Annotated in this window: 10 protein-coding genes and 1 tRNA gene; 5 read left to right on the forward strand and 6 right to left on the reverse strand. The window is 44.1% G+C overall.

Annotated elements, in window-relative coordinates:
- The first annotated feature begins 33 nt into the window (after positions 1–33).
- The 5 genes from RAH45_RS05340 to RAH45_RS13750 all read left to right on the forward strand — a co-directional run bounded on the left by RAH45_RS05340 (position 34) and on the right by RAH45_RS13750 (position 5,039).
- Positions 34–1,236, forward strand: a complete 1,203-nt coding sequence (locus RAH45_RS05340) for a 3-oxoadipyl-CoA thiolase (protein ID WP_306495743.1) — start codon at positions 34–36, stop codon at positions 1,234–1,236.
- Positions 1,237–1,301: 65 nt separating this feature from the next.
- The gene (locus tag RAH45_RS05345; protein WP_306495745.1) at positions 1,302–3,023 is read left to right on the forward strand and encodes a fatty acid--CoA ligase; all 1,722 of its coding nucleotides are present in this window, start codon (positions 1,302–1,304) and stop codon (positions 3,021–3,023) included.
- A 109-nt stretch (positions 3,024–3,132) separates the two neighbouring features.
- On the forward strand, positions 3,133–3,603 hold the full coding sequence (locus RAH45_RS05350) for an acyl-CoA thioesterase (protein WP_306495747.1): 471 nt from the start codon (positions 3,133–3,135) through the stop codon (positions 3,601–3,603).
- Positions 3,604–3,728: 125 nt separating this feature from the next.
- Positions 3,729–4,760, forward strand: a complete 1,032-nt coding sequence (locus RAH45_RS05355) for a DcaP family trimeric outer membrane transporter (RefSeq protein WP_306495748.1) — start codon at positions 3,729–3,731, stop codon at positions 4,758–4,760.
- Positions 4,761–4,889: 129 nt separating this feature from the next.
- A complete protein-coding gene (locus RAH45_RS13750) occupies positions 4,890–5,039 on the forward strand; it encodes a hypothetical protein (RefSeq protein ID WP_369958304.1) in 150 nt (49 codons plus the stop codon).
- Between the two features lie 88 nt (positions 5,040–5,127).
- Here RAH45_RS13750 and RAH45_RS05365 read toward each other — a convergent pair.
- The 6 genes from RAH45_RS05365 to RAH45_RS05390 all read right to left on the reverse strand — a co-directional run bounded on the left by RAH45_RS05365 (position 5,128) and on the right by RAH45_RS05390 (position 13,468).
- Positions 5,128–5,204: transfer RNA gene (locus RAH45_RS05365), tRNA-Ile, on the reverse strand.
- A gap of 91 nt (positions 5,205–5,295) precedes the next feature.
- On the reverse strand, positions 5,296–6,108 hold the full coding sequence (locus RAH45_RS05370; RefSeq protein ID WP_198328143.1) for a pteridine reductase: 813 nt from the start codon (positions 6,106–6,108) through the stop codon (positions 5,296–5,298).
- Between the two features lie 182 nt (positions 6,109–6,290).
- Complete coding sequence (locus RAH45_RS05375) at positions 6,291–7,490, reverse strand: tRNA nucleotidyltransferase/poly(A) polymerase-related protein (protein ID WP_306495750.1); 1,200 nt, start codon at positions 7,488–7,490, stop codon at positions 6,291–6,293.
- 162 nt (positions 7,491–7,652) lie between these two features.
- The gene (locus tag RAH45_RS05380) at positions 7,653–9,974 is read right to left on the reverse strand and encodes an NADP-dependent malic enzyme (RefSeq protein WP_191691576.1); all 2,322 of its coding nucleotides are present in this window, start codon (positions 9,972–9,974) and stop codon (positions 7,653–7,655) included.
- Between the two features lie 340 nt (positions 9,975–10,314).
- Positions 10,315–11,781 (reverse strand): protein adenylyltransferase SelO, encoded by a 1,467-nt coding sequence (locus tag RAH45_RS05385; RefSeq protein ID WP_191691578.1) that lies wholly within the window; start codon positions 11,779–11,781, stop codon positions 10,315–10,317.
- Between the two features lie 289 nt (positions 11,782–12,070).
- Entirely contained in the window at positions 12,071–13,468 is a 1,398-nt protein-coding gene (locus RAH45_RS05390) for an acyl-CoA desaturase (protein WP_306495751.1), read from the reverse strand.
- Positions 13,469–13,480 lie beyond the last annotated feature (12 nt).

The following is a 13,480-nucleotide window of genomic DNA, read 5'->3' on the forward strand; positions in this document are numbered from 1 at the left end:
AAAGAAACTCTGAGAACACAACAAGGAAAAGTTATGTTAGACGCCTATATTTATGATGGATTAAGAAGCCCTTTTGGTCGCCACGCAGGGGCATTAGCCACGGTTCGTCCTGATGATTTGATCGCTACAGTAATGAAAGCTTTGGTCGAAAAGCATCAATTACCTAATGATATCTTTGATGAAGTGCTGATCGGTAATACCAATCAAGCTGGTGAGGACTCACGCAATATCGCTCGCAATGCTGCGCTGCTAGCAGGGTTAGATGTCAAAACACCCGGTCAAACCGTCAATCGCTTATGCGCTTCAGGACTATCGACCATTATCGATGCCGCTCGTAGTATTACTTGTAATGAGGGGGATATATTTTTAGCAGGTGGCGTTGAGTCAATGACCCGCGCACCCTTTGTATTTGCTAAGACCGAGCAGCCTTTTAGTCGTGAATTTAAAGTATTTGATACCACCATTGGCAGCCGCTTCCCCAATCCTATTATCGAAAAACAGTTTGGTAGCGATAGCATGCCGCAAACGGGTGATAATGTCGCTCGCAAATACGGTATCACTCGAGAAGAAGCAGACAAATTCGCAGCAGCCTCACAAGCTAAGTACCAAGCAGCCAAACAAGCTGGGTTTTTCGACGATGAAATAACGCCAATTATGGTATCGCAAGGTAAAAAACTGCCAGAAAAAGCGATATTGGATGATGAGCATCCTCGCGCCAGCTCTACTGTGGAAGCCCTACAAAAGCTTAAACCTTTAAATAGTGAAGGTGTGGTCACAGCAGGTAATGCGTCAGGTATCAACGATGGCGCAGCTGCACTGATTATTGGCTCTAAGCAGGCGGAGGAAAAGTTGGGCTTTAAGCCTATTGCCAAGATTCTGTCATCTGGTGCTATGGGTGTTGAGCCTAATATTATGGGCGTAGGACCTGTTGAAGCCATTAAACTGGCATTAAAACGCGCTGATTTGACCCTTGATGATATGTCCATCATCGAGATTAATGAAGCATTTGCCTCGCAAGTACTCGGCTGCCTAAAAGGTTTAGACATTGATTTTGATGACAAGCGTGTCAACCCTAATGGTGGGGCGATTGCCGTCGGACATCCGCTGGGTGCATCAGGGGCAAGACTTGCGTTAAGTACGGCGCGTGAGCTACAGCGTACGGGCAAAAAATACGCGGTGGTCAGTTTGTGTATTGGCATTGGGCAAGGGCTTGCCATGGTGATAGAACGAGTCTAAGCATTTTAAGCTACCTTTACTATTACTGCCCTCGCCATACTAATTTATTATCAAGGACGACAATAATGACTTCTATACTCAACCAACATGAGGACTACCAGCAAGCTGAAGAAGCGTATGGTTTTCCTTTGATTATCAAACAGCTATTAAACCGTGCAAAAATTGCTTCTACTGATCAAACCATTAGTTATGCTAATAAGGTCACTTATACCTATGCTGAATTTTTTAAGCGGGTTAATCGCTTAGCAAACGTCCTGAAAAACATGGGGTTGCAAGCAGGTGACGTGGTTGCGGTTATGGACTGGGACAGTCATCGTTACCTTGAAGCGTATTTTGCTGTGCCGATGTCTGGCATAATTTTACAAACGGTCAATGTACGCTTGGCTGAAGATAAAGTGCTGTATACCATCAACCACGCCAAACCCAAAGCCTTGCTCTTAAATGCTGAATTTGAGCCAATGGCGAAAAATTATCGTCATGAAGCGCCTTCTATTGAGAAGATTATTTGGCTCGATGATACTGGCTTTGATGATGCTGAGTATGCCGAAGACGATACAAAAAAAGATACAAAAACTGAGCAAGCTAGCATGCCAGATTATGTTGAAGGTGAGTATGAAGCCCTGCTAGCAGCGGCCAGCGATACGTTCGACTTTCCAGACTTCGATGAAAATACCATCGCCACCACATTTTATACCAGTGGCACGACTGGAGATCCAAAAGGGGTTTTCTTTACCCATCGACAGATCGTATTACAGACGCTGGCAAGCACGCTAGCATCCGCGCTAAACGCTGAAGGTCAAGGCGCGCGCTACAATGATGTGTACATGCCAATGACGCCATTATTCCATGTGCATGCATGGTGCTGGCCGTATGGGGCAACCATGATAGGGCTTAAACAAGTATATCCAGGACGCTATCTAGCCCCAATGTTGGTGGATTTAATTGAGCAGCACAAAGTCACGCTTTCACATGGTGTTCCTGCGATTTTACAGATGCTATTAAAAGAGATGGCAGCACGAGGACGTAAGTTTGATGGTCTGAAGTTGTTACTCGGTGGCTCAAAGCTGAATGAAGGTTTGGCTAAAGCGGCCATTGAAAGCGGTATTGAGTTTATGTCTGGATTTGGGATGTCAGAATCTTGTCCCGTGTTATCGAGAGCGGTATTTGATGATAAAACGGACTCGATGGAAATGAAAGAGCAGCTTAATTATCGTTGTCTGTCTGGCTCACCGATTATGCTCGTCTCAATGGAGATTTGGGATGAAAACGGCAAAGCTTTACCAATGGATGGTGAGTCGACAGGGGAACTTGTGATTCGAGCACCATGGCTGACCCAGAGTTATTTTAAAAACTCAGATGCTGGCAATGAGTTATGGCGCGGTGGCTGGATGCATACCCAAGATATAGCCTCTATCTCCTCTGACGGTACTCTAAGCATTACGGATCGGCTTAAGGATGTGATTAAGTCTGGTGGTGAGTGGGTATCCTCGCTTGAAGTTGAGACCATTTTATCCTTTCACCCGAGTGTCGCTGATGTTGCCGTGATCGGAGTACCAGATGAAAGATGGGGCGAACGACCTTTAGCATTGGTGGTTTTAAAACCTGAATATGTAGACACCAAAGCGGATGACATTTTAGCGTTAGGCCATCAAGCCGTAGAAAAAGGCCATTTACCAAAGTATGGCGTGCCAAGTGAAATCAAGTTTTTAGTGGAAATGCCAAAAACCAGTGTGGGTAAGCTCGATAAAAAAAGAATGCGCATGATGTGCGCAGAAAAACTGATTTAATTCAAAAAGGTCTTTCAATGACTTTAAAACAATCATTCAAGCTTACTGATAATTTTAACGTGTGTATTAATAACATGTATGTTTATTGGTATGACGAGACGAGAAAACTATGAAGGCTTTAGCTATATTACCGGAAATACAAGAGACGCTGAATAAAGACAAACACCATCCCATGCATGGCTTTGCGGTTATCTATTCTCAACAAGTAGAGTGGGGCGATATGGATTCCTTTGGTCATGTTAATAATGTGGTCTATTACACTTATGCCCAAAACGCTCGTATTTACTATAACAGTCAATTAAATCTATTTAATGAAAATACCTTTTCAGTCATGGCAGCATCATCCTGTCAGTATTTTAAACCGGTGACTTATCCCGATACTTTGTGGATTGGGGTTCGAGTGAAGAAAATCGGTAATGCCAGCTTGATTCATGAATATACCTATTATAGTACCGTGTTAAATACCATCGTTGCTAAGGCTGAGTCCGTGTTGGTATATCTTGATAAAGCCAGCGGACAAAAGAAAAATATCGATGAAACAAAAAGAGCCGCGATTAACGCTTTTGAAAGTTTTAATTAAATCAGGAGGCAAGTTTTTTATATAAGGATATGGTGCTGGTATTTATAAGACTAAAAAATGCGGTAGCAGTAGAGATTTAAAAGGATTGAAATGGATTTTAAAACAAAACAAGGAATGTATAGATCATGCTTTATATCAAAAATTTGTCTTTTGGTTTGGTTGTCCTTGGGGCATGCGTACAGGCACAAGCCATAGAGCTTGTCACAAATGGGGACACCACTTTAAGTATCGGTGGTTATGTTAAAGCCGAAGGTATCTTTTATTCTCCAGATGAAGGCGAGTCTGAGTTCAAAGGCAATGCACGGCAAACTCGAATTAATCTCAAAACCACCAAGAACGTAGAGGATAAAAAACTAACGGGTTTTATTGAAGGGGATTTTTATGGCAATGCTGCAAATGGTGGTTCAGACTTACGGCTGCGCCATGCGTATGTTCAGCTCGATGATTTGACCGTAGGTAAGACATGGAATGGCCAGTTCTTAGCGGTCTACCCACTTTTAACTGAACAGCTCGACTTTAAAGGTACGGGATTGGGCACCATCTCTGGTGGCGGCGCTGATATTCGTCCAGATTTAACTGTACATTACACTCATAAGGGGCTTCGTTTTACAGCTCAAAACCCTGTTTATCATGAAGCCAACCTGCCTGATATGGTGGTCAGCTATAAAAATAACATATCTGATCTTAGCTATAATGTGGCGGTCACGGCGCGTGAGGCTAAAAATGGAAACGATTCAGATGTAGGCGTCGGTGCTTCTTTAGCTGGTAAACTCAAACTGGGTAATGACTCATTACATGCGAGCGTATACAACGGTAAAGGGATGGGAGCTTATTCTACAGTATGTGTCGGAAAAGACCTTGGGTCGACCGGTGCTTCAGATTGTGATGCAGAAGACGGCAAGCTTATATCGCAAACTGGCTTTACGGTAGGCTATAGACATAAATTTACCGAGAAGCTTTTTAGTAACCTGCGTTATGGTGAGATCAATGTCGATGATGCGTCTGATACCTCTGTAAATGTAAAAAGCATCAACCTTATCTATAATTATTTACCCGATTTGGATTTTGGTATTGAATGGAGAGATCGAAGCGATAAGACGTTATCATCAGTAAAAGAAGGTCAGCAAGTTGAAATAATGGCCAAATATAATTTCTAGAGAGCTCCCTAAAAATGTGTAATTACTTATGAATCATTAACTGGAGAGTAGTTATAGCCAAATCTGAGTTATGCTGAAGAAACCGTAGAGATAAACTTGGTAAACTAACGACCCGATGAGGAGTTTACCATGACGAAGAAAACCAGAACTTATAGCACAGAATTTAAAGCAGAAGCCGTTAAGAAGATAGTAGATAACAACGGTAATGTTTCAGCCACTACACATAGTGTTAGTAGTCATCATACTTTAATTACTACAAGGGTCAAAGTATCAAGATAGTATCAAAAAATTAATTACATCAATGCGTTCACATGAATTTTAAACAATAAAAAACCCTTACAAGTCAATGACTGTAAGGGTTTTAATTTGGTGGGCCCAGTAGGACTTGAACCTACGACCAAAGGATTATGAGTCCTCTGCTCTAACCAACTGAGCTATGGGCCCTTTAGACGCACAATGATACCTGATTTTTATATATTTTCAAGTAAAAGATAGAAAGTATTACCGATTTTTTTAGTAAAACATTAGTTCTCTGCTAAACATGACCGCCAGCCAATGTCAGGCTACGACCACCATCGACGGCAATTATTTCACCAGTCACATAACTTGCCCGAGCCAAATAAAGCACACTATGGGCGATTTCCTCAGGCTTGCCTATCCGCTGCATAGGAATAGAGTCGATGATGCTTTTTTGCTGCTGCGGGTGAAGTGCTTGGTCGCTATCTGCTTCTGGCAAGATATTGACGCCGGGAGCGACGCCATTGACGCGTACCTCAGGTGCCATATCAAGCGCTAAAGACTGTACCATCATTCGATGCGCCGCCTTTGCCATATTGTAGACGGCATAATTTTTAAAAGGTTTATTATGCGCATGGATATCGAGTAGGCTAATGATGCAGCCCTGCTGTGTCCTTAAATAAGGATATAAGGCTTGGCTTAATAATAAAGGCGCTTTGGCGTTGGTTAAAAATAATTCATCCCACTGAGCGTGATTGATATTACCAAGCGGACTTGGGTAAAAGCGAGAGGCGTTATGCACTAGGACATCAAGCTGGCCAAAAGCTTGCATAATGTTGCGAGTAAATCGCTGTAGTGTCTGACTATTATTAACAACTGCCAAATCTGTGATGATGACGACCGCGCTATCAGGGCGACTGTTATTCAGCGCATCCGCTAGGACATTGGCTTCTTGCTCACTATGATGACAATGAATAATGACGCGGTAGCCTTGCTCATGGGCGGCACGAACAATAGCTGCACCAATACGCTTAGCGCCACCGGTGACTACCATTACGGGCGCTGAGGTATTAGAATATTTTGATTGGCTTAAGCTAAATTCTTGGTTCATATTAAAGGTGTTTTTATTATGTATAGTAGAATTGCTCTAAAATCGATACAGTGCGACTGGGATGAATTTTTCGTAGCCTCTGTGATAACAGCAAGCAAGGAAAATTTATACCAGTCGCAAAAATCTATAACGTGTCGCTTTTATTTTGCACTGACTATAAATTGCTAGTTGAAAGTGCTTGTCTACAAGACAGGTTGTGTTTGTAAATGCTCAATTCTACGTTGGCGTAATGCTTCGCCAATCGCTGGACCTTTTAGATTCTGGTCAATATTATCCATGCTAATAGCATGAAAGCTATTTAAGGCGAGCATCATTTGGCGGTGCTGTATCGCCAATTTTAAAACATGACTGGTGACCAAAAGCTGCGACAGTTTATCCGGCGCTTTATGAGCGCTACAAGCTTGAATAAGATCGATTTTCTCGGCGGCGCTCAGCTGGTCTATGCGGCTAAGATTTTTCGCTTGCTGCACAAATAAAGTGGCAAACTGGCTATGCGCTTTTGGCACCTTTGTACTGTTTCCTATCCCATGAATACCTTTAACCGCTGCCTCTATATTAACCGAAAGAGTTTCTGTAGAGTTTAAAGTAAATAAATCTGTGTTCAGACTGGCCATTAATAACGCCCAGCGCTGCGATAAATTTAATTGCATTTGACCGGCGAAATACAATGCGGTTTGTACAATCTCTCGTATTTGATCGTACTGTTTATCATTCCAAACTTGCTGTAGTGGAGCAAAATACTCCGTCAACGCCCCAATCTCAAACAGCTGTTGCCAATATACCTGCGGCGATACTTGCATCATAGCACGGCTCGATTCTTGCCAAATACGCTCACTACTTAGATGCGCAAGCTCGCCTGAACGCACCAACTCACGCATCAATAGCAAGGTTTCATCGGCAATACTAAAGCCCAAATCATAATAGCGGCCATAAAAACGGGCGGTGCGCAGTACCCGTAATGGGTCTTCACTAAACGCGCTTGATACATGACGCAAGGTTTTGCTATGAATGTCGTTCAAACCGCCATAGTAATCGACAACGTCGCCACTTATCGGCGTATCATCCATAAGGCTTTTAACTTCTATTGCCATAGCGTTGACGGTCAAGTCGCGACGTTGTAAGTCTTCACGTAACGTCACATCAGGGCTGGCATGTACGCTAAAGCCTTGATAGCCCCGCCCTTGTTTGCGTTCTGTACGCGCCAGCGCATACTCTTCATGACTAATAGGATGCAAAAATACTGGAAAGTCTGCGCCCACTTGCTGAAATCCTGCTTCCAGCATATCTGCGACCGTCGCGCCAACGACGACAAAATCCTTGTCTTTGATAGGACGACCCAATAATTGGTCACGGACAGCGCCGCCGACGAGATACACTTGCATAATAGTCTCTTTATAATTATTCAATATTTGCCATATTATTCTACCCAAAAAGAACCAGTCAACACCGATATAAGTATTGACTGGTTTTAGTATAGCAGACGGTTTCTATAAATGAACGCTAGAAGACCGTCGTAATAAGGCGTTTATATATGACATAAACGACTATTTTTGCTCATTGATTAAGTCTTGAGCTTCAGTAACTGCAAGCGCTGTCATATTGACCACACGGCGTGCTGTCGCTGATGGAGTTAGGATATGCACAGGTTTGCTCGCGCCTAGCAAAATAGGTCCAATAGACGCACTGCCAGTTGCCGTTTTTAGTAGGTTGAAAGCAATATTTGCTGAATCAAGCGTTGGCAAGATAAGCAAGTTTGCTGAGCCTTTTAGGTTGCTTGATGGTAAGTCATTGGCACGGATATGCTCATCAAGTGCTGCATCCCCTTGCATCTCACCGTCGAAGTCAAAGTCCACATTCATTTCTGTCAGTAGCTCATACACTCGACGCATTTTTACTGCGCTTTCGCGGTCTGAGGTACCAAAGTTTGAATGCGAAACCAAAGCCACACGCGGCGTAATATTAAAGTGACGTAACTGATCGGCTGCAAGTACCGTCATTTCAGCCAACTGCTCAGCCGTTGGGTCTTCATGGATGTAAGTGTCGGCAATAAAGATATTACGATCTTGCATCAATACCGCGTTCATCGCATAAAAATCGCTGACGCCTGCTTTTTTGTCGATAACTCGGCTGACGTATTTTAAATGCAGATGATAGTAGCTAAAAGTACCACAAATCATGCCATCAGCATCACCGTTTTCAACCAGTAGGGCACCGATTAAAGAAGTCTTACGGCGGACATCACGGCGCGCAAGCTCAATACTGACACCATTACGTTTATTTTTCTCGTAGTAGCCTTGCCAGTAGTCTTTATAGCGTGGATCATCGTCTTGATTAATAATGGTGATGTTTTCGCCATCTTTTAGACGCAGCGCCAATCTTTCAATGTTCTTTTCAATGATGGCAGGGCGACCAACCAAGATTGGATGCGCCAATTGCTCATCAACGACCACTTGTACGGCAAGCAGTACGTTGCGGTCTTCGCCTTCACAGTAAACAATGCGTTTAGGATCGGCTTTCGCGCGGGCAAAGATAGGCTTCATCACGAACGCTGAGTTATAAACAAACTCAGACAAGCGTTGACGATAGGCTTTCATATCAGAGATAGGCAGGGTTGCTACGCCAGAATCCATCGCCGCTTTGGCAACCGCAGAGGCGATTTCGATGATTAGGTTTGGCTCAAGAGGGCCTGGGATAAGGTAATCACGGCCAAAGCTTGGCGTACTCTCAACGTTTTTCACGTTATTCATTGGTGTCGCTTCAACATGCGCCATAGCCGCGATGGCTTTTACGCAAGCGATTTTCATCTCTTCATTAACCGCTGTCGCCCCAACGTCAAGTGCACCGCGGAAGATATAAGGGAAGCATAGCGCGTTGTTTACTTGGTTTGGATAATCTGAGCGACCGGTTGCCATGATAACGTCTGGACGTACGGCGTGCGCCACTTCTGGCATGATTTCAGGCGTTGGGTTGGCAAGGGCAAAGACGATTGGGTCTTTTGCCATACGGCGCACCATGTCTTCAGTTAAGGTGCCAGGCATTGATAGGCCTAAGAACATATCGACATCATCCATCACTTCTTCGATGGTAGTGGCGGTAGTATTGCGCGCATAACGCTGCTTGGTTTCATCAAGGTTTTCACGGCTGGTGGTAATGATACCGCGTGAATCTGATACAAAGATATTGTTTCTATCTACGCCAAGCGCACAAATGATATCCAAGCAAGATATAGCTGCCGCACCTGCGCCAGAGCAGACCACTTTAATCTCTTCGATTTTTTTGCCAGTGATAAGTAAAGCGTTTAGCATCGCTGCGGCAACAATGATTGAGGTACCGTGCTGGTCATCATGGAATACCGGAATGTTCATGCGCTCACGCAATTCGCGCTCGATTTTGAAACATTCTGGGGCTTTGATGTCTTCAAGGTTAATACCACCAAAAGTAGGCTCAAGCGAGGCGACGGCTTCGATGAACTTATCTGGATCATTTTGGGCAATTTCAATATCAAAAACGTCAATACCAGCAAATTTTTTGAATAAAACCCCTTTACCTTCCATGACAGGTTTAGAGGCCAATGGACCAATATTCCCTAAACCAAGCACCGCAGTACCGTTGGTTATCACGCCAACCAAGTTGCTACGAGCAGTATATTTAGCCGCTAACGCTGGATCTCTTTGAATCTCAAGACAAGGTATCGCAACCCCTGGAGAGTAAGCAAGTGCCAAATCACGTTGGTTGGCCAGTTGCTTGATAGGCGTAACTGAGATTTTACCGGGGCGCGGAAACTCATGGTAGTGTAAGGCAGATTGTTCAAACTGCTCTTTTTCCGTAGTAGGGGTGTCCGTATTCAAAGTGATATCGTCATTCATAATAATTGCCATGGTTGGAATAATTGGAATAAAGTAAATGGTGATAAAAACCAATGTCTATGCTTCATTATCATGACTATGATAATTAAGGCACATTTATACTAAAAAGGTCGTGCTCGGCGACTAGACATCAGCGTAAAAACAGCAATCTCACAGGAAGCGTTATTCTAGCACTATTGGTATTTCACTGCCTAGTCAAGTCATCTCAATTAGGTGAATAATATAATAAAATGATATTCGTTATTTCGCTGTTTGATAATGGCAAAAAACGCCCCTCGATATCAACCATAATTGCCTAATGTTTCAAAACATTACAGAATAGCAGCTTGTCCGTATTCTCTTACGAAGAACAGCTGATTGGCATTTGCGGCGCATGTGGCGCGGGCGGCATGGTATCGAGCTCAGTGGCGATGTCTTGGACGTTGTAAGGATTGGCAAGTAAGTCAAAGACTCGATTTAACTCTTCAAATTGGCCTTGTTCCGCCACCGTAATCGCGCGCTGTGCCACACTATTACGTAGTACATAAACCGGATTATTGCTATGCATTTGTTCAATAGAGGCTTCGCTAGATAACGGCTCTAGCGCTGCTAAATACCTTGTTGACCATTGTTGCCAAACGTGCTGTGCCTCATTATTAAACTCAGCAGTCATTTTTGCCAGCAATTCTTGCTCATACGGATATTCATTTGGCGCGACCAAACCCAATAGCGCGCGGAAACTGTTGCTATAGTCGAGCAAATTGTCTTCTAACAAGGTTAACCACTCAAAAGCAAGGGTCAAACTTTCTTTAGTGTGAGGCAGCCCAAGCTTACGGCAGAGTCCTTGCTGGTAATGCTGCATAAAGGTCGCTTCATACGGCGCTAGGCAATCAGCCAAGGTATCGCGTGTTACACCATTTAAGCGCATAAAGTGCGGGAGCCAAATATTTAAGTTCCAATGACCGATAGCAGGTTGGTTTTGATAGGCATAACGACCAGTATGGTCGGAGTGATTGTTAATCCACGCAGGGTTAAAGCGCTCCATAAAACCAAACGGACCAAAGTCTAAGGTACTGCCCGTAATCGATAAGTTATCAGTATTCATCACCCCATGGGCAAAGCCAATCAATTGCCAATCGGCAATCATACGTGCGGTTCGCTCAACCACCGCTTGTAAAAATGCTAAGACAGGCGCTTCACTATCACGGCATTCTGGATAGTATGTATCAATCATATAGTCGGTAAACTCGCCAAGTAAGTCGGGCGCAAAGCTTGCAATCCACTCAACATGACCGAGGCGAATATGACTGTCAGCGACGCGCATCAATGCCGCGCCTGCTTCCATACGCTCACGGCGGACACGTGTATCAGACACCACAAATCCTAAAGCATTAGACGAAGGAATGCCAAGCTGCGTCAACGCATGTCCGCATAAATACTCGCGAATGGTACTACGTAACACCGCGCGCCCATCGCCCATGCGAGAGTAGGGGGTCAGACCAATGCCCTTTAAATGTAAATCTTGTAATTTATCATTATTATCGAGCACTTGCGCCATGAGTAAACCGCGCCCATCGCCCAATTGTCCGGCCCACTGTCCGAACTGGTGACCAGCATAGGCCATCGACAGCGGTCGAAACTCAGCTGGCACGTATTGACCCCCTAATATTTCAACCCAACGCGCCATCAGCTCATCGTCATCGAGCCAGCCTAATTGCTTGGCAACTTCGGTGTTAAAGTGACCAGCGCGCGGATTGTCAAGCGGTGTCGGCTGCTGTTCATGATAAAGGCGAGTATCTAATGTGACGTAAGTATTTTGATAGCGCATAGGTGCGTTCCAATATAGAGGTATGTATTTTTAATATAAAAACTTAAGGTTAAAAGCGAGTAATGAAAGCGTGTAAAGAGAGTAATAAACTTACTATAGCATAGCCTTAATAATGCCGCGTTTCACTCTGTCCATCTCTTGTAATTGCTGTATAAACAATGAGTGAGCAGAAATAATGAGTGCGTAAACGAGTAGCGCACAACTCATGGCCGAAAAAAGCCCCCTATCTTTACAGATAGAGGGCAGGAGAAACGTACAATAAAAAGTAAAACAATAAATCTATAAAGGCTTAAGCGGCTTTTGGACTTTGACCGATAGAGCGAAACGCCGTTTTTAGATTGCTATTATGCGCCAGTATTTTTTGCTCAACTTTGGCATAGTCGTGCTTTAGCATCTCTTCAACTTCATGCAGGCGATCAGCAAACTCGGTCTTTTTTAGCTCAATAGTTTTGGCTTTTAGCGCTTGCCATTCTTCGACCGTTTGCGTAAAGGCTTCGTATTCAAACTTGATACGATCTTGGAAACTCTTCATCGCATGTGGAATATCTAGACCGTTCGCAGTAACACTATCAATCTGCTGTTGAGCCTTTTTGAACTGCATTTGCACTTCAGCATGCTTAATGGTGGTGTCGTCAACCGTGCGTAATTCACTGGTTAGCCCAAGTTTAGATAAGCCCAAGATAAGCCATTTAGTTGGATCATATTGCCACCATTTCACGCCATTACGATAGTCGTATTGGAAGAAGTGATGATAGTTATGATAACCCTCACCCCACGTAAAGATAGCAAGGAAAAAGTTATCGCGTGCACTATTGGTATCCGTATAAGGACGCGTACCAAACATGTGGCATAGCGAGTTAATAAAGAAGGTAAAGTGGTGGGTCAGTACCAAGCGCAGTAGACCTGCCAATACGAGCGTGCCCCACACGTCACCTATTAACCAACCAATTGCCGCAACCATCGCAACGTTGGTAGCCAGTACCCATAAACCATAGTATTTATGCTGAATCTGTAGCACTTTATCTTTGGTCAAATCAGGAATGTTTTTATAATCAAAGCGACCACTAGGATAATTGCGTAACATCCAACCGATATGACTGAACCAAAAACCACGTCTTGCTGAATAAGGATCTTCCATGCGGTCATCAACATGACGATGATGCGTACGGTGGCCTGATACCCAGTCAAAGGCAGAGCCTTGAACCGCAAGGGTTGAGCCAAGTAATAGGAAGTTTTTTACCAAGGGATGGGCTTTATAAGCGCGATGCGACAATAGGCGGTGATAGCCTGCAGTGATACTAATACCGGTCCACACCATAAAGGCACCAAATACACCCCAAACCGGCGCACTAACTTGATGGGTCAACAGGTACCATGGCGTAATGACGGCAGCAGCAATAGGCGTCGCAATTAGAAAAATCGCTGGAACCAAGTTGATTGGCGACTTTTGAAATTCAAGCTCAAGCGGATCGATACCCTCATAGTTAGCGACTGCATTGGCATCTTTATAACCGCTCGTCGTCGCAAACTGCGTATCGGCAGCCTCATCAGTTTTGCTTTTGCCAGTATCAAGCCACGTCTTCACGCGCAGCGCCTGAGTGCCAGCATGCTGTATAAGCGTATCACCCGACTTCATGGCGAAACGCAAGCCCTTAAGTGGTAAGCCTATTACTTTTTTAGCAATCATGTAATATTCCTA

This window comes from Psychrobacter sp. van23A, from assembly GCF_030845275.1.
GTDB lineage: Bacteria > Pseudomonadota > Gammaproteobacteria > Pseudomonadales > Moraxellaceae > Psychrobacter > Psychrobacter faecalis.

What these genes read in the sequence shown, in the direction of transcription:
- RAH45_RS05375 (WP_306495750.1), bottom strand. Translation starts at nt 7,490, where the DNA reads ATGCAAGTGTATCTCGTCGGCGGCGCTGTCCGTGACCAATTATTGGGT.
- RAH45_RS13750 (WP_369958304.1), top strand. Translation starts at nt 4,890, where the DNA reads ATGACGAAGAAAACCAGAACTTATAGCACAGAATTTAAAGCAGAAGCC.
- RAH45_RS05350 (WP_306495747.1), top strand. Translation starts at nt 3,133, where the DNA reads ATGAAGGCTTTAGCTATATTACCGGAAATACAAGAGACGCTGAATAAA.
- RAH45_RS05345 (WP_306495745.1), top strand. Translation starts at nt 1,302, where the DNA reads ATGACTTCTATACTCAACCAACATGAGGACTACCAGCAAGCTGAAGAA.
- RAH45_RS05355 (WP_306495748.1), top strand. Translation starts at nt 3,729, where the DNA reads ATGCTTTATATCAAAAATTTGTCTTTTGGTTTGGTTGTCCTTGGGGCA.
- RAH45_RS05380 (WP_191691576.1), bottom strand. Translation starts at nt 9,974, where the DNA reads ATGAATGACGATATCACTTTGAATACGGACACCCCTACTACGGAAAAA.
- RAH45_RS05385 (WP_191691578.1), bottom strand. Translation starts at nt 11,781, where the DNA reads ATGCGCTATCAAAATACTTACGTCACATTAGATACTCGCCTTTATCAT.
- RAH45_RS05340 (WP_306495743.1), top strand. Translation starts at nt 34, where the DNA reads ATGTTAGACGCCTATATTTATGATGGATTAAGAAGCCCTTTTGGTCGC.
- RAH45_RS05370 (WP_198328143.1), bottom strand. Translation starts at nt 6,108, where the DNA reads ATGAACCAAGAATTTAGCTTAAGCCAATCAAAATATTCTAATACCTCA.
- RAH45_RS05390 (WP_306495751.1), bottom strand. Translation starts at nt 13,468, where the DNA reads ATGATTGCTAAAAAAGTAATAGGCTTACCACTTAAGGGCTTGCGTTTC.